This window comes from Gordonia ajococcus (assembly GCF_012974285.1).
Taxonomy (GTDB): domain Bacteria; phylum Actinomycetota; class Actinomycetes; order Mycobacteriales; family Mycobacteriaceae; genus Gordonia; species Gordonia amicalis.
In genome coordinates, this window is record NZ_CP052884.1 from 1,891,634 (window position 1) to 1,917,472 (window position 25,839).

Annotated in this window: 20 protein-coding genes; 8 read left to right on the plus strand and 12 right to left on the minus strand. The window is 67.8% G+C overall.

Annotated features, from left to right (window positions below):
- The first annotated feature begins 3 nt into the window (after positions 1–3).
- Together GAA2_RS08700 and GAA2_RS08705 are read left to right on the plus strand one after the other, a co-directional pair.
- Positions 4–834, plus strand: a complete 831-nt coding sequence (locus tag GAA2_RS08700) for a carbohydrate ABC transporter permease (protein ID WP_006437251.1) — start codon at positions 4–6, stop codon at positions 832–834.
- Positions 835–837: 3 nt separating this feature from the next.
- Entirely contained in the window at positions 838–2,019 is a 1,182-nt protein-coding gene (locus GAA2_RS08705; RefSeq protein ID WP_024497304.1) for an ABC transporter ATP-binding protein, read from the plus strand.
- Positions 2,020–2,047: 28 nt separating this feature from the next.
- Here the strand turns inward: GAA2_RS08705 and GAA2_RS08710 are convergent, their stop codons facing one another.
- Both GAA2_RS08710 and GAA2_RS08715 read right to left on the minus strand, forming a co-directional pair.
- On the minus strand, positions 2,048–2,905 hold the full coding sequence (locus GAA2_RS08710; RefSeq protein ID WP_159405463.1) for a chromosome partitioning protein ParB: 858 nt from the start codon (positions 2,903–2,905) through the stop codon (positions 2,048–2,050).
- Positions 2,895–3,599, minus strand: coding sequence for a metallophosphoesterase (locus tag GAA2_RS08715; protein WP_024497306.1), 705 nt, complete (start codon positions 3,597–3,599; stop codon positions 2,895–2,897). Before GAA2_RS08715 ends, GAA2_RS08710 begins: the two co-directional genes overlap by 11 nt.
- 58 nt (positions 3,600–3,657) lie before the next feature.
- Here GAA2_RS08715 and GAA2_RS08720 point away from each other — a divergent pair, with 58 nt between their 5' ends.
- The 3 genes from GAA2_RS08720 to GAA2_RS08730 are packed head-to-tail and all read left to right on the plus strand — an operon-like array spanning position 3,658 to position 5,282.
- Positions 3,658–4,248 carry a suppressor of fused domain protein gene (locus GAA2_RS08720; RefSeq protein WP_024497307.1) on the plus strand — a complete coding sequence of 197 codons (591 nt, stop codon included), beginning with the start codon at positions 3,658–3,660 and terminating at the stop codon, positions 4,246–4,248.
- A gap of 36 nt (positions 4,249–4,284) precedes the next feature.
- A complete protein-coding gene (locus tag GAA2_RS08725; protein WP_024497308.1) occupies positions 4,285–5,043 on the plus strand; it encodes a HemK2/MTQ2 family protein methyltransferase in 759 nt (252 codons plus the stop codon).
- The gene (locus GAA2_RS08730) at positions 5,040–5,282 is read left to right on the plus strand and encodes a CDGSH iron-sulfur domain-containing protein (RefSeq protein WP_024497309.1); all 243 of its coding nucleotides are present in this window, start codon (positions 5,040–5,042) and stop codon (positions 5,280–5,282) included. The genes GAA2_RS08725 and GAA2_RS08730 overlap by 4 nt, the downstream gene beginning before the upstream one ends.
- Before the next feature lie 9 nt (positions 5,283–5,291).
- Here the strand turns inward: GAA2_RS08730 and GAA2_RS08735 are convergent, their stop codons facing one another.
- The 3 genes from GAA2_RS08735 to GAA2_RS08745 form a co-directional block, all read right to left on the minus strand.
- Positions 5,292–6,338, minus strand: coding sequence for an iron-containing redox enzyme family protein (locus GAA2_RS08735; RefSeq protein WP_024497310.1), 1,047 nt, complete (start codon positions 6,336–6,338; stop codon positions 5,292–5,294).
- 117 nt (positions 6,339–6,455) lie between these two features.
- Positions 6,456–7,100, minus strand: a complete 645-nt coding sequence (locus tag GAA2_RS08740; protein ID WP_024497311.1) for an endonuclease — start codon at positions 7,098–7,100, stop codon at positions 6,456–6,458.
- Between the two features lie 39 nt (positions 7,101–7,139).
- Positions 7,140–8,228: a magnesium and cobalt transport protein CorA gene (locus GAA2_RS08745; protein ID WP_024497312.1), complete on the minus strand. Its 1,089-nt coding sequence runs from the start codon at positions 8,226–8,228 to the stop codon at positions 7,140–7,142.
- A 107-nt stretch (positions 8,229–8,335) separates the two neighbouring features.
- On the opposite strand from GAA2_RS08745, the gene GAA2_RS08750 reads away from it, so the two are divergent.
- Positions 8,336–9,310: a glycine betaine ABC transporter substrate-binding protein gene (locus GAA2_RS08750; RefSeq protein ID WP_024497313.1), complete on the plus strand. Its 975-nt coding sequence runs from the start codon at positions 8,336–8,338 to the stop codon at positions 9,308–9,310.
- 4 nt (positions 9,311–9,314) lie between these two features.
- On the opposite strand, the gene GAA2_RS08755 is transcribed toward GAA2_RS08750, so the two are convergent.
- Positions 9,315–10,145, minus strand: a complete 831-nt coding sequence (locus tag GAA2_RS08755; RefSeq protein ID WP_024497314.1) for an SDR family NAD(P)-dependent oxidoreductase — start codon at positions 10,143–10,145, stop codon at positions 9,315–9,317.
- 46 nt (positions 10,146–10,191) lie between these two features.
- Positions 10,192–11,748 (minus strand): flavin-containing monooxygenase, encoded by a 1,557-nt coding sequence (locus GAA2_RS08760; RefSeq protein ID WP_024497315.1) that lies wholly within the window; start codon positions 11,746–11,748, stop codon positions 10,192–10,194.
- 75 nt (positions 11,749–11,823) lie between these two features.
- Between GAA2_RS08760 and GAA2_RS08765 the strand changes: the two genes are divergently transcribed.
- Positions 11,824–12,480 carry a TetR/AcrR family transcriptional regulator gene (locus GAA2_RS08765; protein WP_024497316.1) on the plus strand — a complete coding sequence of 219 codons (657 nt, stop codon included), beginning with the start codon at positions 11,824–11,826 and terminating at the stop codon, positions 12,478–12,480.
- Positions 12,481–12,487: 7 nt separating this feature from the next.
- Here GAA2_RS08765 and GAA2_RS08770 read toward each other — a convergent pair whose 3' ends face one another.
- Positions 12,488–12,973 (minus strand): DUF4383 domain-containing protein, encoded by a 486-nt coding sequence (locus tag GAA2_RS08770; RefSeq protein WP_024497317.1) that lies wholly within the window; start codon positions 12,971–12,973, stop codon positions 12,488–12,490.
- Between the two features lie 307 nt (positions 12,974–13,280).
- Between GAA2_RS08770 and GAA2_RS08775 the strand changes: the two genes are divergently transcribed.
- Entirely contained in the window at positions 13,281–16,013 is a 2,733-nt protein-coding gene (locus tag GAA2_RS08775) for a glycosyltransferase (RefSeq protein WP_159405462.1), read from the plus strand.
- 74 nt (positions 16,014–16,087) lie between these two features.
- On the opposite strand, the gene GAA2_RS08780 is transcribed toward GAA2_RS08775, so the two are convergent.
- From GAA2_RS08780 to GAA2_RS08795, 4 genes are all read right to left on the minus strand, one after another.
- A complete protein-coding gene (locus tag GAA2_RS08780) occupies positions 16,088–19,852 on the minus strand; it encodes a multifunctional oxoglutarate decarboxylase/oxoglutarate dehydrogenase thiamine pyrophosphate-binding subunit/dihydrolipoyllysine-residue succinyltransferase subunit (protein ID WP_051349544.1) in 3,765 nt (1,254 codons plus the stop codon).
- Between the two features lie 192 nt (positions 19,853–20,044).
- Entirely contained in the window at positions 20,045–24,001 is a 3,957-nt protein-coding gene (locus GAA2_RS08785) for an ABC transporter ATP-binding protein (protein WP_024497319.1), read from the minus strand.
- Entirely contained in the window at positions 23,998–24,723 is a 726-nt protein-coding gene (locus GAA2_RS08790; RefSeq protein WP_024497320.1) for a hypothetical protein, read from the minus strand. The genes GAA2_RS08785 and GAA2_RS08790 overlap by 4 nt, the downstream gene beginning before the upstream one ends.
- Entirely contained in the window at positions 24,720–25,796 is a 1,077-nt protein-coding gene (locus GAA2_RS08795) for a glutathione S-transferase family protein (RefSeq protein ID WP_024497321.1), read from the minus strand. Before GAA2_RS08795 ends, GAA2_RS08790 begins: the two co-directional genes overlap by 4 nt.
- Between the last annotated feature and the right edge of the window lie 43 nt (positions 25,797–25,839).

The following is a 25,839-nucleotide window of genomic DNA, read 5'->3' on the forward strand; positions in this document are numbered from 1 at the left end:
CCGGTGAATTCGAGCGGAAAGTCCAAGGCGTGGTGGACGATCGCCAACATCCTGGTGATCCTGTACGCACTCATCCCGCTGCTGTGGATCATCAGCCTGTCGTTCAAGCCGGCGTCGAGCGTGACCGACGGGAAGTTCATCCCGGCCGAGTTCACCCTCGACAACTACAAGTCGATCTTCGAGACCAGTGCCTTCACCTCGGCGCTGATCAACTCGATCGGCGTCGGTCTGATCACCACCCTGATCGCGGTGATCCTGGGCACGATGGCCGCCTACGCCGTGGCGCGACTGGAGTTCCCCGGCAAGAAGGTCCTCATCGGGGCCGCGCTGCTGATCGCGATGTTCCCGCAGATCTCGCTGGTGACACCGCTGTTCAACATCGAGCGGCGTCTGGGTCTCTTCGACACCTGGCCGGGCCTGATCCTGCCGTACATCACCTTCGCGTTGCCGCTGGCGATCTACACACTGTCGGCCTTCTTCCGCGAGATCCCCTGGGAACTCGAGAAGGCGGCCAAGATGGACGGCGCCACCCCGTGGCAGGCCTTCCGCAAGGTGATCGCGCCGCTGGCCGCGCCGGGTGTGGTGACCGCGGCGATCCTGGTGTTCATCTTCGCCTGGAACGACCTGCTTCTCGCCCTGTCGCTGACCTCGACCGAACGGGCGATCACCGCACCGGTGGCCATCGCGAACTTCACCGGCAGCTCTCAGTTCGAGGAGCCGACCGGTTCGATCTCGGCCGCCGCGGTCGTCATCACCATCCCCATCATCATCTTCGTGCTGTTCTTCCAACGTCGAATCGTGGCCGGTCTGACTTCCGGCGCCGTGAAGGGATAACCCATGGCAGACATCGTTCTGGACAAGGTCACCAAGAAGTACCCGGACGGCTCCACCGCGGTCGACGGGGTCGACATCGAGATCGCCGACGGCGAGTTCGTGATCCTCGTCGGCCCGTCGGGCTGCGGAAAGTCGACGACGCTGAACATGATCGCGGGCCTCGAGGACATCACCTCGGGCGAGCTGCGGATCGGCGGGGAGCGCGTCAACGAGCGCGCCCCCAAGGACCGTGACATCGCGATGGTGTTCCAGAGCTACGCGCTCTACCCGCACATGTCGGTGCGCGACAACATCGCCTTCCCGCTGACCCTGCAGAAACTGCCGAAGGATCAGATCGCCGCCAAGGTCGACGAGGCCGCGCGCATCCTCGATCTCGGTCAGTACCTCGACCGCAAGCCGGCCAACCTGTCCGGTGGCCAGCGCCAGCGCGTCGCGATGGGCCGCGCGATCGTGCGCTCGCCCAAGGCATTCCTCATGGACGAGCCGCTGTCGAACCTCGACGCCAAGCTGCGCGTGCAGATGCGGACCGAGATCGCCCAGCTGCAGCAGCGCCTGGGGACCACCACCGTCTACGTGACGCACGACCAGACCGAGGCCATGACCCTCGGCGATCGTGTGGTCGTCCTGCGCGGCGGGCACGTCCAGCAGATCGGTACGCCCCAGGAGCTCTACAACAACCCGACCAACGTGTTCGTCGCCGGGTTCATCGGTTCGCCGGCCATGAACTTCCTGTCCGGCCGCCTCGGCACGGACGGCATCGAGACCGCGATCGGCACGATCGCCCTCGACGATCACCGCGCCGTGGTGTCGCGTGCAGGCGACGTCGGAAGCAGCGGTGAGGTTCTCATCGGCATCCGCCCCGAGCACCTCGAGGACGCGTCACTGGTCGACGACACCACGCGTCGGCAGGGTGCGACGTTCACCGCGAACATCGAAGTCCTGGAATCGATGGGCTCGGACATCTACGCCTACTTCGGCATCGGCGACGGATCGAGCCGGGCGTCGAGCGACGCGCTCGCCGAGCTGTCCGCCGACTCCGGCGCCGACCTCGGGGGCAGTCAGCTCATCGCCCGCCTGTCGCCGGATTCGATGGTCCGCCGTGGTTCGACCGCCGAGCTGTTCTACGACGCCTCGAAGGTGGCGGTGTTCGATCAGAGCTCGGGAGAGTCGCTGCGCCGCCGTTGAACCCGGTTATCGACTCGCTGCGCGACCACTACCGCCGTCTCTGGTGGGAGTGGTCGCGCAGTTCGTCGAACACCTTCTCGTCCCAGATGTGCCTGCGTACCAGCCGATAACGTTCGCAGGCCACCCACATGTACAGTTCGGCGTCGCTGGTCAGATCGTCGCGGATGCCGGCCCGGCGGGCCATGCGGACGACGGGCAGGAACTCCTCGCCGAACCAGCGCCGGGCGACCTCGGTGCGACTCAGGAACTCAGCGATCTCCTGAGACAGCCGAAAACCCCACGCCTCCACGTTCTCCGCGAGTTCGGCGTAGTCGAACGGGTCGGTCAGGGTGATGGCCTCGGCCTGCGCACCCTCGAGCGGCACCCGCGACAGGAACAGCCGGCGGTGATCCTTGAGGATCAGGTCCGACGGTGCGTTGATGCCCTCCGGTGAGATTCGTGTGTGGATCTCGGTCACATAGGCGTCGATGGTGGTCAGGTTGCGGGCGATGGCGATCGACACACGGTGATGGCCGTCGATGACGAAGTGCATCGAGCCGACCCGGTAGAGCTGAACCGGCGGCACCGACTCACCGCGGCGTTGCGCGGCGGCGATCCGCTGCCACCGTTCCCGCAGCCGCGACGAGGTGGGGCGGAAGTAGCGGTCGAAATCCTTGGTGCGGTCGAAGCTTCCGACGATCGAGGACACCTCGACGACCTGGAGTCCGAGTACGGTCTTGCCCGTCGCCCCGAGCGCCGCGACGACCTCGTCGAACGGCAGGATGGTGTTGACGTCCGCCGGCTGACGCATGAACCACTGTGCGAGACGGGCACGTTCGGCCTGGCGGCGCAGCCGGGCGAAGTCGTTGCCGGCGTCGGCGTCGGGGAATCCGGTGTCACGCGCCATGTCTGCGTCTCACGATCTCGACGTTCCGGCTCGCCGGATCGATGTCGAACTGGCAGAAGCCCACGACGTTCATCGACGTCGTCGTCTCGCCGATCGGCAGATCGCGCGACTTGCTGCCGTAGGGATGGACGTGCCCGTGCACCAGTAGCGTCGGGCGCAACGCATGCACGAGCGGGTGGAAACAGTCGAAACCCTGATGCGGGGTGTCGTCGCCATCGCCGACCCCGCGCGCCGGGCTGTGGGTGAGCAGGATGTCGGTGCCGCCCCGACCCGGACCGACGGGCCTCGACAGAACGTTTCCGCAGCGCAGACGCATCGACCGGAGTCGTTGCTGGGTGTCGGTGTACTGGTTTGTGCCGCCGTTGTATCGCCGGCTTCCGCCGAGACCGCTGATCCGCAGTCCGGCGACCGTCACCGTCCGACCGTCGGCGTTGATCCCGCCGCGCGGACCGGGATCCACGGTGGGTAGGCCCGCACGGGTCCACCCGGTGCGTCCGCGGTGGTAGCCGCGGAGTTCACGGTCGTGGTTGCCGGGGACGTAGACACAGGGTGCGTCGCACAGCGAGGCGAGGATCTCGAGATAGTCGAACGGGAGGTCGCCCGCGCCGAGGATGAGGTCGGGACGCCCCTCGATCCCGATGCCGAAGGTGAGAGAGTCCACCACCTCGTCGGCGACCGCCAGAACCCGGACCATTGCTCCAGGCTAGACGAGGGCTCAAATCGGTCACAGTCTTCTCGGTAGCCTGACGGACGTGACTGAAGCGGTGACCGAACTCGTCGGGCGACATGTCAGGGAACGGCTGGGCGCCGAACCACAACGAGCGTCGGTGACGTTCCTCGGTGTGGAGCCGATCGACGTCCTGCGGTTCGTGCTCGGCGACTCCGCCCCCGGTGAGCTGGTGTACGTCACGTCGGGGTGTGCACGCCACCCGATGACCGATCCGACCGACCTCCACGCCGACCCGGTGCGGGGGCCGCGGGCCGAACTGGTGGTACGCATGCGGGCGGGTTCGCCGCTCCCCGGTCTGCACAGGCGCTTGGCGACGCTGGCGGCCGCACCCGCCGTCGAGGGGCTGATCCTCGACGCCGACGCCCTCGTCGACCTGGGCGAACCGCTCTGGGACGGCGCCACCTGCACCGCGGTGTTGCTGTCCGACGACGAACTCGGCGAGGTCGAGTTGCCCGACCCCATGGATTCCGTCCGTCTGTTGCGGGCGGTGCCGATCACGGCGAACGAGGCGGCCTGGGTACGACTGAAGGGGGCTGAGGCGTTGCGCGACGCCTGGCAGGAGGCCGGCATCGATGTCGCCGAACCAAATCGCGCCTCGGCCACACCCGGCTGAGGTTTCGTGCGGCTCCCCGGCGGGAACGATGCACTGGTGACGCTGACATCCGCATCGCCCGCATCGCCGCGAGCCACGGTCGCCGCCTCCGCGGTCGGCGAGGTCTATCTGCCCCAGCAGGACACCGAGCTGCTCATCGACCTGGTGCACTCCCTGGGAGTGGACGGCAAACGCGTCCTCGACCTGTGTACCGGCAGCGGTGCGATCGCCATCGCAGCCGCTGGTCGGGGCGCCGCCGAGGTCACCGCCGTCGACGCCTCCGCCGACGCGGTCGCGTATGCGCGCCGGTCCGCGAGATCGGCGGGGGTGTCCATCACCGTCGAACACGGAGATCTGACCCGTCACGTCGGGCAGTACGACGTCGTGACCTGCAACCCTCCCTACGTACCGACCCCCCCGGTCGACGATCCCCGTTATCACCCGGCGGGACCGTCGCATGCCTGGGATGCGGGCCTCGACGGTCGGGCGGTGTTGGACCTCCTGTGTGCACACGTCCCGACGCTGCTGCGTCCCGGCGGAGCGTTCCTGCTGGTGCATTCCGAGTTCGCCGACGAGGAGGCGTCGCTGCGGGCTCTTCATGCCGCCGGTCTGCACGCCGAGGTCGTCTCGGAGCGGTTCATCCCGTTCGGTCCCGTCATGACCGCCCGGGCCGAGTGGCTCGAGGAACGCGGACTGCTCGAGCGCGGATGCCGCGTCGAGCGACTGGTCGGCATCGCAGCCGTCGCACCGGGCGACCGGAAGGTCGACGGGGAGCCGGCAGAGGGTCACACTACTGACACGGAGCATTCGGCATGACCCTGGAGGACGTCACCGTGGCGCGAACCGAGAACGGCGCGGGCACCGAGCGCACCGCGGTGCGGGTCGTCCGCGGAGGACCGGTGCTCGTCGAAGGGCCGGTCGACATCGAACTACCGGATGGCTGCCGTGTGCAGTCCGACCGCTTCATGGTCGCCATCTGCGCGTGCGGTCGCAGCAAGAACTATCCGCTGTGCGACACGAGTCATCGCAAGCGACGTCGGCGCTCGGCTGACTAGTTCGTTCTTCTAGATCCCGGGGAAAGCGCTCTCGCCGCGTTCCCAAGCACCCATCACGTGTGCTTCGAGTGCGTCCTCCACGAACAAGAAGGCGCGGATCCCGAAGATGACGTCGGCCTCGGCGCTCGGATCCGTTCGGACGAGGTCGCCGACCACGTCGGTGCGCAGAATCTGCTCGTGGACCGCGTCGGCCTCGACGTGTTCGCGGTAGAAGTGCCGGCAGGCCTCGGGTGCGTCGAGCCGTTCGAGTCCGGCGAGGAGTCGCTGGGACCCGGGCGGTGAGGTGATCTCGGTGGCCGCGAGGTGTCCGACGGCCGCACCGCGGTAGCGGCGGTGAAGACCGAAGAGCGACATCAGGTTCACCGGCGTCAGGGCGGCGGCGGGGACGGAGTCGAGGTAGCCGAGATAGTCGGCGGACAGCTCCGACGCGCGGAGCAGGTCGGCGAAGAGCTCCTGGTGCACGGCACGACCGCGACCCCCGCCGAACTCATCGAATTCGACTGCGACGAAAGACGCCTTGGCCTGCCCGCGTAGTCGCGGGATCGCCCAGGCGTGCGGATCGGCCTCCTTGAGGTGATACAGCGACCGCAGTGCGAACATCTGGCGGTATTGCTCCCAGGTCCCGTTGTCGCGGAGGAAGTACGACGCGCCGTCGCCGTCGAGGTTCTCGATGCAGAGTTCGTCCATCTCGACCTGCACGGACTCGTCCTCGGCGGCCGCGGGTACGTCGCGGTGGAGGGCCTCCAGGAACCGCCGCTCGAGTTCGGCGCGCAGCGACAGCAGCGCCGGCTGCCACTCCCACGTGACATCGGCGTCGGCGAATCCGACGTAGTGCATCTCGTAGCAGAGGTAGAGCGCGAGCTGCAGGTCGTCGCCGTAGGGGGCCGGGTCGTGCAGTGCTGCGGTCACGTCGACGGTGGGTGTCGTATCGGGATCGCTGCGCAGCAGGTCGATCACCGCCTCGGACAGGGGACCGCGTGCCTGTGGCAGCGTCGGGATGCGAAAGACTCCGACCGTGGTCGGATCCGCAGCGATCGCCTCAGCTGACACCAGCACTCCTCACTCCTCTGGTCCGCGACGCCTGGCGCGGACGCGGATCGTTCCCCGGGTATCCGGGGGCGGCCTGGCCCAAACCTGCCATACCGGTGACCGTCATCCCAGAATAGGCCGCCGCTACCCGGATCTGACCGCGCTGAGCAGGGCGTCGTCGAGTGAAACGCGCACCAGGGCGGCGGCGAGGACCTCGGGCCTGCCGCCGGCGAGGTCGGCGAGCCGCCCGGGCTCGTCGGGAAGACCGAGGTCCTTGGCGGCGTCGAGGGCCCGTCGGTCGAAACGCGGTGCGACCCAGCCCCACACGGACTGCACCTCCCGCAGGAAGATCTCGGCGCCGACCGGACCTATGCCGGTGAACTCCTGCAGCAGTTTCGCGGCCTTGTCCGGGTCGGAGTCGGCCTTCTCGGCGAGTTCGCGGAGATCGCCGTGATAGTCGTCGAGCACCTTCCGGCCGGCCTCCCCGAGCCGGGTGGCGGTGCTCTCGTCGTAGCGCTTGTAGTGTCCCCGGCCCAGCGCGTCGACGAGGCTCTGCCACGACGCCCGGGCCATCTTCTCCGGGGTCCGGTACCCCGACGAGAACAGTTCGCGAGCTGCGGCGACCGCGATGTCGGCGGAGATCCGCGTGCTCAGCAGGAGGGACAGGACGAGCAGCTCGAACAGTGGCGACGGGGTGTCCTTCAGCGTGATCCCCGCATCCTCGGCGTAGGTGCGACCGGCTCTCTCGAGCAGGGCCTTCACGGTGTCGTCGGTGTCGGTATCGCTCATGGTCTTGTGACTACCCGAGGTGGCGATCGAGCAATCACCTCACAGCCAGTGGCTGCGCCGAAAGACCACGAACAGCGTGACGCACACCGACACCAACACACCGAGGACGACGGGATAACCCCACGTCTGGTGCAGTTCGGGCATGTGATCGAAGTTCATGCCGTAGATACCGGCGACCATGGTCGGCACCGCCGCGATCGCGACCCATGCGGAGATCTTGCGCATGTCGGTCGATTGCTGGATGCCCACCTTCGCCGCGCCGGCCTGCAGCAGGGAGTTCAGCAGTTCGTCGTATTCCAAGACACGGTCGATGACGGTCGTGAGATGGTCGGCGACATCGCGGAAATGCCGGCGGACCTCCTTGGGCACCAACGGGTTTCCGCCGGCAGTCAACATCCGCAATGGCTCGGACAGCGGGGTGACGGCGCGTCGGAGTTCGAGGACCTCGCGCCGCAGGAGATAGACCGGGTCGATGTCGAGCCAGCGGTTCTGCCGGCTGAACACCGACTCCTCGATCGCCACGATGTCGACGTCCATGCGTTCGGTCACCGCGAGGTAGCTGTCGACGACCTTGTCGGCCACGGCGTGCAGCACGGCGGTCGGGCCGAGTGCGAGCCGTTCGGGTCGGCTCTCGAGATTCCGCCGCATCCCCGACAGTTCGGTGTGCTCGCCGTGCCGCACGGTGAGGACGAAGTCGGGTCCGGCGAAGACCATGATCTCGCCGGTCTCCACGACCTCGCTGGCCTTCGCCATCGACTCGTGTTCGACGTACTGCACGGTCCGCAGCACCAGGAACTGCGTGTCGTCGTAGACCTCGAGTTTCGGCCGCTGGTGTGCGTGCACGGCGTCCTCGACGACGAGTTCGTGCAGACCGAAGGTCTTGCCCACATCGGCCATCTGGGAGTCGTCGGGGGAATGCAACCCGACCCACACGAAGCCCTCACCCGATTCACGAACCTGAGCCAGTGCGTCGCGGTAGCCGATGCGACCCGGCCGGCGGTGGCCGTCGACATAGACCGCGCAGTCGACGACCGCGCGTGCCGCGGGCACCGGGATCTTCCTCGGCGAGGGGTGTGCCTCCCCACGCGGCGGGAGGCCGCGCGGACCGGGCCTGGGGATCGTCGCCACGTTTGCCGATGGTACGCGCGGGGACTGCGTCATTCCCGCCGGTGGGATCTCGGCCGTGCCGCCGAGGGTGTCTGAACAGGGAGGTGCACAGCAGATACGGTGGCACCGTGCGTAAACGTCTCGTCCGCAAGCGTCTCGTGGTGGCCACCGGGCTGATCGTGGCACTGGCCGTCGTCCTCGCCGGGTGCGGGGACGAAGCCGCGTCGCCACCGCGGGGCATCGTGATCGGCTCGTCGGACGACGCGGCCATGCGGGTGATGGCCGAGGTGTACGCGGGTGCACTGCGCAACGCGGGTTCCATCGTGTCCGCCGACCGGCTTCGCGGTGACGACGCGACGCTGCTCGACGAGATGGATCGCGCCGACCTGGACCTCTTCCCGGCCTTCACCGGGGACCTGCTGACGATGCTCTCCCCGTCGTCGACCGCGGTCGGCGCCGAGGACGTCTACGTGGAGCTGAACCGATCACTGCCGCAAGGTGTTTCGGTGGGTGACGAGACGCCGGTCTCCGGCGCGCCGCAGATCTTCGTGTCGACGACCCTCGCCGGCAGCGTGGGCGCCACCGGCCTCGACGACTGCGCACTGCTACCAGCCGGACTCCCGGTCGTCGCCACCTCCGACCCCGATCCGGCGACGCTCAACGCGTTCACCTCGGCCGGGTGCCGACTCGGACCCGTGGAAACGGTCGACACCACCGATCAAGTCCTGCGGCGCGCGGCCGACGGCAACGCGGTCGGTCTCCTCACGCCACTCGACATCGCAGGGGAGGACGCCGAGGGCGCATCGTCCGACGTCCAGGCACTACGCAACTCGGAAGGCGGCGGCGACACCCCCGACAACGCGCCGGCCGGGGTCGAGGCGAGCACCGAGCGCGAGCCCGCGGCCGAACAGACCGGACCGCGCGCCGAGGTGCTCGTGCCCGTGTTCCGGTCGGCCGCACTCAACCGCGATCAGGTCAAGACCATGAACAAGGTCGCCGGCGAGATCACCACCGCCGACCTCGCCACGATGGCGGGCGAGGTCGAGACCGGCAGCGATCCGCGGGACGTCGCGCTCGAGTGGCTGGCCGAACACGGCCTGTAGCTGCTCAGTTCGCCTTCGAGAGCGCCCAGCCGGTGACCTTCGCCGAGACCCACTGGTACTTCGATGCGACGATGCGCACCGCGAGATCGAGGATCTTCGCATCGGCTCCGACGAGGATGCGCGCCTTGTTCTTTCGCACGCCCTCGATGATCACGTCGGCGGCGTCCGCACTCGACATGCGCGCGAGGTAACGGTCGAAGAAGGCGGCGGTCGCCTTCTGGTCGTGGTCGCCGGAGACGGTGGCGTTGCGGGCGATCGCGGTCTTGATTCCGCCCGGGTGCACGCAGCTCACCTGGACCGGGTGCTTGGCGATGATCATCTCCTGGCGCAGGGCCTCGGTGAAGCCGCGGACGGCGAACTTCGCCGAGTTGTACGCGGCCTGACCGGGTTCGGCGAGGAGGCCGAACAGCGACGAGGTGTTGACGATGTGGCCGTCGCCGGAGGCGATCAGGTGCGGCAGGAACGCCTTGGTGCCGTTGACGACTCCCCAGTAGTCGACGTCCATGACGCGCTCGATGTCCTTGAACTCGGTGCGTTCGATCTCGCCGTGATGTGCGATGCCGGCGTTGTTGAAGATCACGTTGACCACGCCGAAACGGTCCTTGACGGTGTCGGCGTAGGTCAGCACGGCTTCCCGCTCGGCGACGTTGAGCAGCTGCGAATGCACTTCTGCTCCGGCCGCTTTCACGAGACGCTCGGTTTCGGCCAGGCCGTCGGGCGTGACGTCGGAGATGGCGAGGCGTGCACCCTGCCGGGCGAGTTTGACCGCGATGTCGCGGCCCATGCCCGAACCGGCGCCGGTGATGACCACGACCTTGTCGCGAAAGTCCTTCATGAGTTGTCTCCTCGAGATGGTGTCGAAGTGGCGGGGGGTCGAACGCTCAGGCGTTGACGGCCGCCGGCTGGTCGGTCTTCGACTCGTCGCCGTGATCCGGGGTGGAGGTCGCCGGGCGTCGTGCGCCGCGGGTGACATCGTATGCGGCGATGTCGAACCGGCGGGTCGTGTTGCGGAAGGCGAAGGTGAACCCGGGCCACAGCGTGGTGATGTTGCCGTTGGCGTCCTTGTACCAGGAGGCGCAGCCGCCGTTGACCCACACGCTGTTGCGGAGCTTGTGCTGGATGCCCGCGTTGAACTCCTGCTGTGCCGACAGCTTCACCTCGGTGCGGGTGATCCCTTGCGACCGAACGGTTTTGAGGTAGTCGACGAGGTAATTCAGCTGCGATTCGATCATGTACACCATCGAGGTGTGGCCGAGGCCCGTCGACGGCCCGACCATCAGCATCATGTTCGGGAAACCGTGGACGAACGAGCCCTTGTAGCCCTGCATGCCGATCTCGGCCCAGACGTCGGCCAGGCTGCGCTGGTCCTTGCCGACGATCTTGTCGAAGACGGGGGAGTCGGTGACGTGGAATCCGGTGGCGACGACGATGACGTCGACCTCGCGGGTCGTCCCGTCCTTGGCGACGACCCCGGTGGGGGTGATCCGCTCGATCCCGTCGGTGACGAGGTCGACGTTGGGGCGGGCGAGGGCGGGATACCAGTCGTTGGACCGCAGGATGCGCTTGCAGCCCACCTGGAAGGTGGGGGTGGCCTTACGGCGCAGCTCGGCGTCGCGACCGATGCCCCGCGCGATGTTTGCGCGGCAGAGCAGTTCGACGGGCTTGAGCGCGGTGGGGGAGTAGGTCAGGCCGAAGGCGATGACCTCGTTGGCGGCATAGATCCCGCCGCGGACGGCCGACTGGTAGCCCGGGACGTTCTTGTACGCCCAGTGCTCGAGCTTGGTGTACGCGCGTTCGGTACGGGGGACGATCCACGGTGCGGTGCGCTGGTAGACGTCGAGGCGCGAGGTCACCTTGGCCAGCTCCGGGACCAGCTGGATGGCCGAGGCGCCGGTGCCGATGACCGCGACGCGCTGTCCGGTGAAGTCGTGGTCGTTGTCCCAGCGGGCCGAGTGGACGATCTTGCCCTCGAAGGACTCGATGCCCTCGATGTCGGGGAGGTTCGGCTCGCAGAGCGGTCCGACGCCACCGATGAGGACGCGGGCGCGGACCTGTTCGGTGGTGCCGTCGCGCTCGGTGTCGATGATCCAGCGTTCCTCGTCCTCGTTCCACGCGGCGTTGGTGACCTCGGTGCCGAAGCGTGACCGGGCCGCGATGTCGTGACGAGCCGCGACATCGTTGATGTACGCATGGATCTCCGGCTGGTGCGAGTACGACCGCGACCAGGTCGGGTTCTTCGCGAACGAGTAGGAGTACAACTGCGACGGCACGTCGCAGGCGGCGCCGGGGTAGGTGTTGTCGCGCCAGGTGCCGCCGAAGTCGCGACCTCGATCGAGGAGCACGAAGTCGTCGAATCCGTGCTGCCTCATCCGGATGGCGGCACCCAGCCCCGAGAAGCCGGCCCCGATGATGGCGATCTCTACATCGTTCGTTGTCATGGTGCCACCATAGGGGTGATACTGAACACGTGTCAATAGTTATTGAACAAGCCTCAATAGGGGTAGTCTGACCGGGTGACCAGTAGAGGAACGGCTGCCACGCCGGTGATCGGGGACAAGCCGACCGCGTCCAAGCGCACCCGGATGAGTCCCGAGGCCCGTCGCGATCAGCTCCTCGAGTTCGGTCTGGAGATGGTCCGGGACCGCCCCCTCGACGAGATCACCATCGACGCCATCGCCGACGCGGCCGGGGTGTCGCGGGCGCTGCTGTTCCATTATTTCGCGTCCAAGCAGGACTATCACGTCGCGATCGCCCAGGCGCAGGCCGACCGGATGCTGGCCTGTACCGAACCGGACGAATCCCTCGGCGACCCGATCGCCATCCTGACCGCATCCATGGCGGCCTTCGTGGACTTCGTCAGCGAGAACCGTTCGGCATACACCGCTCTCATCCGCGGGGCGTCGAGCTCGGACCCCGCGATGCGCGACGTCTTCGACCGCACCCGGGAGGTCATGGTCGGCCGCGTTCTCGATCACGCGCCGGCTTTCGGTGTGGAGGTCACCCCGACGGTGGTGCTGAGCGTCCACGGCTGGGTCGCCTTCGTCGAGGAGACGACGATCCGCTGGCTGACCTCGCCCACGGTCACCCGTGAGCAGCTCCTCGGCCTGATCACCGCGGCGCTGCCGGCGCTCGCCGCTGCGGGCGAACAAGCCACCGGGAGCACCGGGTAGCGATGTGTCAGACGGCCGGGCCACCGGCCGGGTTGACGTCCGCCGTCGTGGGTCGCACGCCGCGGTTGCGTAGGAGGAGGCCGACCGCGATCATCCCGACCCCGAGAACGAAGTGGAGCCAGTTGTCTGCGGTGTTCACCGGGACGAAGTTGGCGCCGCTGTCCTGGTCGATGACCAGACCGTAGACCCAGAGCACGAGGTAGATGGCACCGCCGGCAACCAGGTAGAGGAACGCGGTGGCCGCCGTGCGGGCCAGGAGGATCCCCGCCACGCCGAACACCAGGTGGACGATGTTGTGCAGGATCGACACCTGGAAGATGCCGAGCAGAGCGGCCTCGGAATGATGACCCGCGAACGTCAGCGTGTCGTAGTCCGTGGTGATACCCGGGATGAAGCCGAGAATTCCGACCAGCAGGAAGACCGCGCCGACGACTAGCGCTGCGGTCCGGATGGGTGAACGAGTGACCCGGGCATTGGCATTCGTGGATGACATGAGAATCGACCTCCGAGGATTTCTGCGGATGCCGCGGCACGGTCTCGACCACGTTCTGATCTGTGTAGCCGGTAATAACCCTCACGATCGATTCCAAACCTGCGGTTGTGCACACGCCCGGATACGGTCGGTCCCGGGATTGTTCACCGCTGTGAACGGTCGCCTGCCGACCCCCGATGTCGGGAGGTGGCCGTCCCCGACGGTGAGCTGCCGTGACGTTGTTGTCCACCACCTGACACGGTCGGGACGAAAGGTCTTGCTACATGCCAATGCCGGAGAACGCCGAGGTTCGACGCGGGGTGCCAGGATGAGAGTCGCCATAGTCATCATCGGAACCCGGGGTGACGCACAACCCGGACTGGTCCTGGCACATGCGCTCGTCGAACGAGGACACGACGTCCGCATCGGGTTGCCGCCGAACACGATCAACGACGTCATGCGGCAATCGCTCGACGTCCGGCCCCTCGGGGTCGATTCTCGCGCCCATATGGAGAAAGTGCGGCGCATCCGCCGGGAGACGGAAGGGAAACCCATCCGTCGTATGCGCGACCTCGGTGCCGCGCACGTCTTCGGCTGGGATCGGCTCGTCGATGACATGTCGACGGTGGTCGACGGTGCCGATGTGATCGTCACCGGGTACAACACCGAGGTCCAGGCGCTCGCCTACGCCGAAGCAGCCGGTGTCCCGCTGGTGTCGATCCACCACGCGCCCGTCCGACGAAACCGTCGGGTGGCTCCGTTCATCGGGCGCCTGCCGGCCCGCAACAGCGCCGCGGTCCTCGCCAACTGGGTGTTGTTCGATGCGGTCACCTCGCTGCTCGGCCGACGCCGGGAGAACCGACTGCGCGCCCAGCTGGGTCTGCCCAAGGTGTCGCGGCAGTTCGCCAAACGGATGAAGGACATACCCGGGGTCGAACTACAGGCCTACGATCCGATGTTCGCGATCCGCGACGACCCGACGTGGGACGGCGACAGCCGGCTCCGCCGGCGTCCGGCAGTCGGATTCATCGAATTGCCGGCTGGTCTCCGCCCATACCTCGACCCCCAGCCCGACGAACCGGAGCCCGGCGACGACCTGATGACGTGGCTGGACGCAGGTGATGACCCGCTGTACGTCGGCTTCGGCAGCATGCCGATGCGAGGGCAGAAGGCCACCCTCGAGGCCTTTCTCACGGTCGCTCGTCGCCTCGGGCGCCGGCTGCTGATCTGCGCGGGCTGGACCGACCTGAGCGCCGAGATACGCGCGGCCGCCGAGTCCGACGACGTGCGCATCGAAAGCCACGTCGATCACGCCACCGTGTTCCCACGGTGCGCGGTCGTCGTCCACCACGGCGGCGCAGGCACGACCGCGGTCGCGCTCCGGTCGGCCACGCCGTCGTTGATCTGCTGGTACATGGTCGACCAACCGTTCTGGGGAGAAGAGCTCGAACGGCTAGGCATCGGGGCCTCCATGCCGATGACGAGCGACGGCGTCCTCGACCCCGACCGGATCGAGGAGGCGATCACCTCGCTGCTCGACCCGGGGGTGGCCGAGCGGGCGCGACGGGTCAGCGAGAAACTCACCAGCGCCGGCGACACCGTGACGTACGCGGTCGACGAGATCGAACGCCAGGTCGGTGACGCGGCTGAGCGCGGTGCCGGTGGCGCGAGTGCGGGATCGTCGGTCACGCGACTCGAACGTCTCGCGACCGACGATGCGCTCTACTGGATCATGACGCCGGCACTGGGATGGTCAGTGGTGCTGCAGATCGTCTGGGTCCTCGACGACGAGATCTCACCGGAGGCGCTGACCGCCATGAACACCGCCCTCGTCCGGGGGCCACTGCACCGGATTCTGAAGACGACCGATGTGTACGGAGCCCGGCCGCGATGGGAACGGGCACCGGACGCGCCGCCGCCGGCCATCGACGACTTTCCGATCGCGGAGTCCGACATCGACACCTGGGCTGCCGAAGAGATGGCCACGGTTCCACTCGACGTCGAGAACGGTCGATGCTGGCGGCTTCGTGCGGCGCGCACCGAGTCGGGCGGCACGGTGCTGTCCCTGTGCGCGCTCCACGTGGCCACCGACGGTCGGGGAATGCTCGCCGCGGCAGCCGAGGCGGCGGCGGCTTCTGGTGCTCCGCTCGATTCGGCGACGGGCGGTGTCACACCGCGCCCCCTCAACGTCCCGGATGCCGACACGGCCTCGCGCAGCCGCCGGCGACTCGCCGATGTGGCGGACGCGTGCGTGCAAGTCGGTGAAGTCGCGCGCGGTCTCGTACGAGCGGTCGTCGAACAGCGAAGGAGCGTCGACGTCGAACCGGATCCGCGGCCGGACCGGCCGCCGTTGTTCGAGCGATCACCCAACGCCCGTTTCACTTATGCGACCGCGACCGTCCCGACGGACGTGTGGGAGCGGGTCGCGGCCGAACACGGCGGGACGTCGAACACGATGTTCATCGCCGCGGTCAGCGGGCTGCTGAGGTCCAGCGGTTTCGCGCCCCGCGGAGTGCCGATCAAGGTGGGGGTGCCGGTCGACCAGCGTGAGGGCGACGATGAGCGACGCAACGCGATTGCCGGGGTCTCGGTGTATCTGGCCGACGAACCGGTCGCGGGCGGAGATCTCGGCGGCATTCGCGCCGCCTGCAAGGCAGCTTTTGTGCGACTGTCCGAAGGCAGGCGCGCCCCGCACATCCACCTGAACCCGCTGATCTGGTTCCTGCCGACCTCTCTGCTGTTGAAGGTGGCCGGTGCCGGCGCAGCCGGCCGGACACCCGACGCGATGGTCTCCAACCTCGGCGATGTCCCGGCCGAGGCGATGGAGATCGGTGGCCGGCCTGTGCGTCGCATCGCACTCCGCGGGATGGCGCAGGGAGTCGACCCGACCACGGAACTGAGGTTCGGCGACGGTGTCCAGTCGTGGCTGCTCCGGAGCCCGGAGCAGGTCACCTTCTCCGTCCTCGGCTGCGACGAGTCCCACTTCCCGGACGACGGGACGCTGCGCGACCTGCTCGACCGCGAACTCGATTCCTGGGACATCCCGCACCATATCTGGTGAGTCTGCACGCAGGAGGCCCCTGCCGGATGATTCCGGCAGGGGCCTCCTGCTGTTGGTAATCGGGCGGCGTGGACCTACTCGCCGAACGCCTCGTCGAGGATCTCCTGCTGCTCGACCGCGTGCACCTTGCTCGAACCCGAGGACGGGGCCGACATCGGGCGACGCGAGACGCGGCGCAGGCCACCGAGGACGTCCGGGAGCACCTCGGGCAGCCACAGGCCGAGGAACGGCCACGGACCCTGGTTGGCCGGCTCCTCCTGGACCCAGCGGAACTCGCTGGCGTTGCCGTACTGCTCCAGTGTGTTGCGCAGGCGGCGGTGCGGCACCGGGTAGAGCTGCTCGATACGGACGATCGCGATGTCGTCGCGATCCTCCTTGTCGCGGCGGGCGGCGAGTTCGTAGTAGAGCTTGCCGCTCACCAGCAGGACGCGCTTGACCTTGTTGCGGTCGGCGTCGCCCTTGGCGAACTTCGGATCGTCGATGACCGACCGGAACTTGTCGTCGGTGAAGTCCGACACCGGGCTGACGGCGGCCTTGTTGCGCAGCATCGACTTCGGGGTGAAGACGATGAGCGGACGGCTGATGCCGTCGAGCACGTGACGGCGGAGCAGATGGAAGTAGCTCGCCGGGGTCGACGGCAGTGCCACCGTCATCGAGCCCTCGGCGCACAGCTGCAGGAAACGCTCGATGCGGCCGGAGGTGTGGTCCGGACCCTGACCCTCGTGACCGTGCGGCAGGAGCAGCACGACATCGGAGAGCTGACCCCACTTGGCCTCACCGGAGGAGATGAACTCGTCGATGATCGACTGGGCGCCGTTGACGAAGTCGCCGAACTGCGCCTCCCACAGCACGAGTGCGTCCGGGTTGCCCACGGAGTAGCCGTACTCGAAGCCGACGACCCCGAACTCCGACAGCGGCGAGTCGTAGACCATGAATCGGCCGCCGTTGTTCTCTTCGTCGGCAGGCTGCAGGTGGTTCAGCGGGGTGTACTCCGAACCGTTCTGACGGTCGATGAGCACCGAGTGACGCTGCGTGAACGTGCCGCGGCGCGAATCCTGACCGGACAGACGGACGGTGCGACCCTCCATCACCAGCGAACCGAAGGCGAGGAGTTCGGCGAACGCCCAGTCGATGTTGCCGTTACGGGCGGCCTCGGCGCGACGCTCCAGAACCGGCTTGACGCGCGGATGCGGATTGAATCCCTCCGGGACGTTGACGAAGGCGTCGCCGATCGTCTGCAGGACCTCCTTGTCGACGGCGGTCACCAGCTTGGTCGGCAGGGTCTGGTCGGACTGGATCGACGGCGACGGCTCGGCGTGGTACTTCTCGAGTTCCTTGACCTCGTTGAAGACTCTCTCGAGCTGTCCCTGGTAGTCGCGCAGAGCGTCCTCGGCCTCCTTGGTCGAGATGTCACCACGACCGATCAGGGCCTCGGTGTAGCTCTTGCGGACGCCGCGCTTGGTGTCGATGACCTCGTACATCGCCGGCTGCGTCATCGAGGGGTCGTCGCCCTCGTTGTGGCCGCGGCGGCGGAAGCACACCAGGTCGATGACGACGTCCTTGTTGAACGCCTGGCGGTAGTCGACGGCGAGCTTGGCGACCCACACGGATGCCTCGGGGTCGTCGCCGTTCACGTGGAAGATCGGCGCACCGATCATCTTCGCGACATCGGTGCAGTACTCGGTGGAACGCGAGTGCTCCGGTGCGGTGGTGAAACCGACCTGGTTGTTGACCACGATGTGTACGGTGCCGCCGGTCCGGTAACCGGGCAGCATCGCCATGTTCAGCGTCTCGGCGACCACACCCTGTCCGGCGAACGCCGCGTCGCCGTGCAGCATGAGCGGCAGGATCGGGAAGCGATCGTCCTCGTCGAGGAGATCCTGCTTGGCGCGCACCAGACCTTCGAGGACCGGGTCGACGGCCTCGAGATGGCTGGGGTTGGCGGTCAGCGACACGTTGATCTCGTTGTCGCCGAACATCTGGTAGTACTTGCCCTCGGCTCCGAGGTGGTACTTCACGTCGCCCGAACCGTGGGCCTGCGACGGGTTCAGGTTGCCCTCGAACTCGCTGAAGATCTTCGAGTACGGCTTGCCGACGATGTTGGCGAGCACGTTCAGGCGGCCGCGGTGCGGCATGCCGATGACGACCTCGGTGAGGCTGTGCTCGGCGCTCTGGTCGATGACCGCGTCCATCATCGGGATGACCGACTCGGCACCCTCGAGCGAGAAGCGCTTCTGACCGACGTACTTGGTCTGCAGGAAGGTCTCGAAGGCCTCGGCCGCGTTCAGCTTGCTCAGGATGTACTTCTGCTCGCCGACCGGGGGCTTGACGTGCTTGACCTCCACACGTTCCTGCAGCCACTTCTGCTGTTCCGGTTCCAGGATGTGGGTGTACTCCACACCGACGTGCCGGCAATACGCGTCGCGCAGGATCGACAGCACATCGCGCAGCTTCATCTTCTCCTGGCCGTGGAAACCGCCGACCTTGAAGGAGCGGTCGAGATCCCAGAGGGTCAGGCCGTAGGTCGCGATGTCCAGATCCGGATGGCTGCTGCGCGCATCACTGTCCATCATCAGCGGATCGATGTCGGCCATCAGGTGACCGCGGCTGCGATAGGCCGCGATGAGTTCGAGCACGCGGGTGCTCTTGTCGACCAGACCGGCCGGGATGTCCCGACGCCAGCGGACCGGCTCGTAGGGCACATGGAACGCGGTGAAGATCTCGTCGTAGAACGCGTCGTCGATCAGCAGCTGGTGGATGGTGCGCAGGAAGTCGCCCGACTCCGCGCCCTGGATGATGCGGTGATCGTAGGTCGAGGTCAGCGTCATCAACTTGCCGACGCCGAGTTCGGCGATCTGCTCGTCGCTGGCACCCTGGAACTCGGCCGGGTACTCCATCGCACCGGCGCCGATGATCGCGCCCTGCCCCTTCATCAGGCGGGGCACGGAGTGCACGGTGCCGATGGTGCCGGGGTTGGTCAGCGAGATGGTGACGCCGGAGAAGTCGTCGGCGCCGAGCTTGCCGTCACGCGCGCGTCGGACGATGTCCTGGTATGCGGTGTAGAACTCGGCGAACCCCATCGTCTCGCACTCTTTGATCGCGGCGACGACGAGTGTGCGGTTGCCATCCTTGCCGACCAGATCGATGGCCAGACCGAGGTTGGTGTGCGCGGGGGTGACGACGTTGGGTTTGCCGTCGATCTCCGCGTAGTGCCGGTTCATGTTCGGGAAGGCCTTGATGGCCTGGACGATCGCGTAACCCAGGATGTGGGTGAAGCTGATCTTGCCGCCGCGGGTACGGGCGAGGTGGTTGTTGACGACGATGCGGTTGTCGATCATCGCCTTGGCGGGAACCGCGCGAACACTGGTGGCCGTCGGGATCTCCAACGACAGGGCCATGTTCTTCGCGATGGCGGCGGCGGGACCGCGCAGGACCTTGTTGGCGTCTGCGTTGTCCTTGGCGTCCGACGGGGCGGACTTGGCGGCGCCGGCCGTGGCAGCAGGCTTCGGCTGGGAACGGGCGGAGCCGTCGCGGCTCGCGAGGCTGTGGCCGGATGCGGCCTTCGTCGCGGTCGACTCCTTGGCAGGGGAGGGCTTGCGAGCTGCGGCGGTCCGCGTCGGTGTCTGGTCGAGGGTGACCTGCTTACGCGGTGCGGTCTCGCCGGCGGGTGTCGCCGGGGCGCTGCCACGGCCGGAGCCGGAGGCGCTGCCGTTGGCGGACGGGGTGGAGGCCGGTTCGGTGGACACTGGGCCACCGTTGTCTCCGGGCTTGTAACTCTTCAAGAGCTCGTGCCAACTCGGGTCCACCGAGCTCGGGTCCTCTTTGAACTGCTGGTACATTTCCTCGACCAGCCAGGTGTTCTGTCCGAAGTCAGAAATCGAACTGCTGCTCACAGCGGTATCTCGCCTCAATTCCCTTAAGGTGCCGGGTTCTCTGCCACGCTGTCGTCCCTTGTGGAGACTATCGGTGAACCAAGTGCCGATGCTACGCGTCGTCGGCTGCGTCACACCCACCGACCTGCTACTACGGAGTCAGATCGTCATCTCGGGTGATCCGGCGCGGATGGTTCGGTTGTCGGTGTGCGATGCGCCTCGTTGCGCGTCCTGTCCCGAGCCCGTGAGGTCGGCACCCACCGCATTCTTCCTCACGGCGTGCACCGTCGCGTCGGGCTCCGTCACCGCGGCCTCGTCGGGGTCCACACCGGCTTCCCAGAAGCCGCGATACAGAGTGTCCAACGCCAGTAGTTCGTCATGTGTTCCGAGTTCGACGATCCGGCCGCCGTCGACCACCGCGATGAGGTCGGCACGGGCAGCGGTGGCCAGCCGGTGGGCGACGATGACCGAGGTCCGGCGCCGCGTCATCTCGCGGCCGGCCACCAGGACCTGCGCCTCGGTCGCCTGGTCGAGCGTGGCGGTGGCCTCGTCGAGCAGGAGCAGATCGGGGTCGACGAGTTCGGCCCGGGCCAGCGCGATCAGCTGACGCTGGCCGGAGCTGAGACCCTGACCGCGTTCGCCGATGGGGTGATTCATGCGCCCGGGCAGAGCCGCGATCATCGGAAGAGCACCCACCGCGGCAGCGGCCTCGACGATCGTCGCCCGGTCGGCATCCGGCCGCCCGTAGGCGATGTTGTCCGCGACGGTCCCGGTGAACAGGTGCGGTTCCTGCGGGACCAGACCCAGGCGGCGACGATATCCGGAGAGGACGAGATCGCCGATGTCGGTGCCGTCCACGAGGACGCGTCCGGTCGTCGGGTCGTAGAAGCGGGCGAGCAGTTTGACGATCGTCGACTTGCCCGCGCCGGTCCGGCCGACGAGTGCGAGCGAGGTTCCGGCCGGGATGTGCAGGTCGACGTCGTGCAGCGCGTCGGACTCCGCACCCTGATAGCGGAAGCCGACCCGGTCGAACTCGACCTCGCCGTCGAAGCCGGTCGCCGGCGGTGCCGCGGCGTCCGGGTTGACCCGCAGCGAACTCGGGGTCCGCAGCAGGTCGCCGATCCGGCGCAGGCCGACCGCCGCCTGCTGGTAACCGTCGAAGACCTGCGACAGTTGCTGGACGGGACCGAACAGCATCGTGAGATAGAGGACGAATGCGACCAGGGTGCCCGCGGACAGCGACCCGGCCGCCACCTGGCCGGCGCCGACGCCGAGCGCGATCGCGGTGGCGATGTCCGACATCAGCATGATGAGCGGGAAGTACGACGCGATCGCTCGCTGCGACACCATCCGCGCCTCGACCCACGCCGCGGACCGCTGCGCGAATCGTTCCTGTGCACCCGCGGTGCGGAGGTAGCTCTGAGTGGTCTTGATCCCGGCGATGTTCTCCTGGAAGTCGGCGTTCACGGTGCTGATCAGTTCGCGGGACCGCGTGTAGGCGGCGCTCGCGACCCGACGGAAGACGATCGTGGCGGCGACGAGGAGCGGGAAGACCGGAAGGACCAGCAGTGCGAGCAACGGGCCGGTGACCAGCAACGCGATCGTGACCCCGACCAGGGTCAGGAGCGCGACGATCGCCGAGGTGAGCCCGGTCTGCAGGAAGGTCGACAACGCGTCGATGTCGGTCGTCATCCGCGTCATGATGCGACCCGACAGTTCGCGTTCGTAATAGTCCAGCCCGAGCCGCTGGATGTGGGCGTAGCTGCGGATGCGCAGCCCGAACAGCACACGTTCGCCGGCGCGTGTGGAGGTCAGCGTCAACAACGACGCGGCGACCCACCCGACCCCGACGAGCACCACACCGCCGACCGCCGCCCACCACAGGGTGCGCTGGTCGTGGTCTCCGGCGGCGTCGATGACGGCGCGGGCGATGCTGGGGAACACCAGGCCGATGAGGGTGTCGACGGCGATGGCCGCCAACGCGAAGGCGAGTAGCCATCGGACCGGTCTCAGCAGTCCGCGGAGCGTGAAGTGCGGGTTCTCGCGCCGGACGTCGGCGACGTCCACCTCGGGGTCCTCGACGGCCGGCGGCAGTGCGTCGACCCTCGCCTGGAGTTCGGGCGTCGCGGGCATCGAACCCAGGGCGCCGGCGACACCGCCGCCGCCGCGACGCCCGGCCCGTGGTCCGGCGCCGACCGCTGTGCCGGGCCGGGCAGGTGGCTGCCCGGCCGGGAGATCAGTTGTGGGCCAGAGGTTCTCGATGTCGTCTGCGGAGACGTTCGGCGGCGCGGGTGTCGACGGGCCATCGAGGTCTCCCACGGCGTCGGTCATCAGCTCGCGGAACCTCGCCGACCCGGCCTCGAGTTCGGCCAGTGTGCCGATCGCGGTGATCCGGCCGTCGTCGAGCACGGCCACCCGATCGGCGAGCACGAGCGTCGACCGCCGATGGGCCAGGACCAGCATGGTGCGGTTCTCATCGCGCAGGCGGCCGAGGATCCGGGCCTCGGTGGTCGCGTCGACCGCCGACGTCGCGTCGTCGAGCACCAGGACGCGCGGATCGGCGAAGAGGGCGCGCGCCAGGGCGACCCGCTGGCGCTGTCCGCCCGAGAGGGTCAGGCCGCGCTCGCCGACGACGGTCTCATAGCCGTCGGGCAGTGCCTCGATGAACTCCGCCGCATCGGCCGCCGCGGCGGCTGCCGCGACCCGGTCGGCGAGGGAGTCGGGATCGACGGCGGCGGCGGGCCCCATCGCGATGTTCGCGGTGATCGTGTCGGAGAACAGGAAGGGCTCGTCGAAGACGACGGCCACGGCGCCGTGCAGCGCGCCGGGCGTCAGCGAGTCCACCGGGTGCGGCCCGTCGGAGCCGATGAGGGAGATGGTGCCCGCGTCGGGCCGCTCGAAGCGGCTGACCAGATCGGCGACGGTGGACTTCCCGGAGCCGGGCGGGCCGACGATCGCCACGCATTCACCCGGTTCGATCCGCAGGTCGATGCCGGTGAGCACGGCAGGCGGGTCATCCGCCTCATGGGTGTGATGGGCGAAGGAGACATGGTCCAGTTCGACGCCGAGCTGCCCGTCGGGCAGCGTGCCGGTGGCGGTTTCGCCGGGGTCGCGCGGGTGATCGATGACGTCGTAGACGCGTTCGACCGCGGCGCGGGCCAGCTGGGCGTTGACGATGAGGTTGGTGAGGAGGCGGGCGATGCCCGTCATCGCGGTGACGTAGGTGGTGAAGGCGAGGAACGTGCCGGCGGTGATCGCGTCCGTCATCGTCAGGTAGCCGCCGACGACGATCACCCCGACCATTCCCAGCTGGGGGATGGCGCCCAGGGTCGGGCCGAACCGGGCGTTGATCCGCGCCGCGCGCAGACGCCGGGCGAACAGCGTGCGGCAGCGCGTCACCAGTCCGTCGACGGCGCGGTCCTCCTGGCCGAAGCCCTTGACGACGCGTACGCCGGTGACCGTCTCTTCCACGTGCTGGGCGACGTCGGCCGCGGATTGCTGGGCGGACCACGTCGCGGCGAACAGCTTCCGGCGGGTACGGAAGACCTCGAGGGCGATGAGTGGCGCGATCACCAGCGCGACGGCGGTGAGCATCGGCGAGAGATAGGCCATGATCCCGAGGGCCACGACCATCTGGACCGCGGCGCCCATCGACAGCGGAGCCATCGCGAGCAGTCCCTGGACCACCTGGATGTCGGAGATGGAGCGGGAGACGATCTGCCCCGTCCGGATCTGGTGCTGACTGCGGCCGTCGAGATGGAGCAGGGTGTCCAGCAGGCGTCGGCGCAGGTTGTTCTGCACGTTGATCGCGAGTCGGCCCGCGAACACGCGCCGCCCGAAATGGCAGACGTAGCGCACGAGAGCCAGGACGACCAGCCCGGTGATGATGGTGGACAGGGCGAGATCGTCGTCGATCACGCCGGTGGCCCGGTCCACCGCCCCTTTGGCCAGCAGGGGCATCACGACGTCGACGGCCACCGCGATCATCGTGACGGTCAGGGTCACGACGACGATGCGACGGTAACGCCACGTCTCTCCGACCAGCTTCCGGATCCAGCCCGGTGAGGTGGTCGGGGTGCTCCCGGTGGCGGGAGGCGCGAAGGGTCCCGGGATCACCGCGAGCCGGGCGGCAACGGGCTCGTCTCGCCCACCACCTCGGCGTCGAGTACCCAGAAGACAGGCGCGGGACCGAACGCCTCACGCGCGTTGTGCACGATCTTGCGACCGAGTGCGCGGCTTCCCGCGCCACCGATCACCGCACCGATGCCGGCCGGCATCAGCTTGCCGAAGATCAACGGTGCGCGCCGGATCGCGTACTTGCGCACGAGTTTGTTGACGAGGGTCTTGTTCAATCTGGTGATGGCGCCCGACGGTAGGGCCGCACCGCCGAGTCGGCGAAGGGGGCCGCCTCGCGTACCGACGACCCGGCCGAGCGCGAGCACGCCCTCCTCGCCGAGTGCGACCGCCAGGACCAGTGCCTTGCGTCGTTCGGTCTCGTGGACGCCGATGCCGTGAACCTCGGCGACGGACAGGGCGAGCAACGCCGAGGCCTCGAGGAAGAAGGCGGTGTCGCCGGTCATCGCGCCGAAGGCTGTCATGGTTCCCACACCGGGCACGGCCGCGGCCGCACCGACGGCCCCACCCGAGCCGGTGACGGCGTTCAGGTAGCGCTTCTCGAGCCGCTCGATGATCTGCGCGGGGGAGTCGTCGGGGTATTTGCGGCGCAATGAGGCGACGTACTTCTTCACCGCGGGGCCTTGGAGCCTCTGCGCGCGGTCGAGGATTCCGCCGGTGACCTCGACGGCTTTGCCGGGCTGGTTGCGAGCGGTGTCGGTCATGACTTCGGTACCCAATTCTCTTCGGGGACGACCTCGGCGGGTCGTGGGGGGCCGGGTGGTGTGCCGTCGCCGAAGGGGCGTCCGCCGAGTTCCTCACGATGGTGGGGGGTGAGCCATCCCCGCAGGTCGGGGCCTTTCGGCACGATCTGGGTGGGGTTCACGTCGGTGTGCACGATGTAGTAGTGCTGCTTGATCTGGGTGAAATCGGTGGTGTCGCCGAAGCCCGGGGTCTGGAACAGGTCACGCGCGTACGCCCACAGCACCGGCATCTCGCTGAGCTTGCTGCGATTGCACTTGAAATGGCCGTGGTAGACGGGGTCGAAGCGGGCCAGGGTGGTGAACAGGCGGACGTCGGCCTCGGTGATGGTGTCGCCGACCAGGTATCGCTGCGTCGACAGCCGCGCGGAGAGCTCGTCGAGCTTGGTGAACAGGCGGTCGTAGGCGGCGTCGTAGGACTCCTGACTGCCGGCGAACCCGCATCGGTAGACGCCGTTGTTGACCTCGGTGTAGACGCCTCGACTCACCTCGTCGATCTCGTCGCGCAGGTGCTCGGGGTAGAGCTCGGGTGCGCCGTCGCGGTGGAACGCCGTCCACTCGAGCGAGAAGTCGATGGTGATCTGGGGGAAATCGTTGGTCACGACCTCGCCGGTGGGGACGTCGACGATCGCGGGCACGGTGATTCCCTTGGGATAGCGGGGGAACCGCTTCTCGTAGGCGTCCTTGAGTCGTGGGATCTGCAGGACGGGGTCGAGGCCGCCCGGGTCGAGATCGAAGGTCCACGAGTTCTTGTCGTGGGTGGGCCCGCAGAGTCCGAGAGAGATGGCGTCTTCGAGCCCGAGGAGCCGACGGACGATCAGCGTCCGGTTGGCCCAGGGGCAGGCGCGCGCGGCGACGAGACGATAACGACCCGCCTCGACGGGGTAACCGTCGCGACCGTCTGCGGTGATGCGGGTTTCGATGTACTTGGTGTCCCGCACGAATTCCTGGCCGGACATCACATAACTGCCCTGTTCGCCGGAATCGCTTGTCGCGGTGTGGTCGCTGGCGGTGGAATCCTCGGGCGCACGAGTCATGCTCACCACAGTAGTGATGGCCGGTGACAGTTGGCAGGGTCCG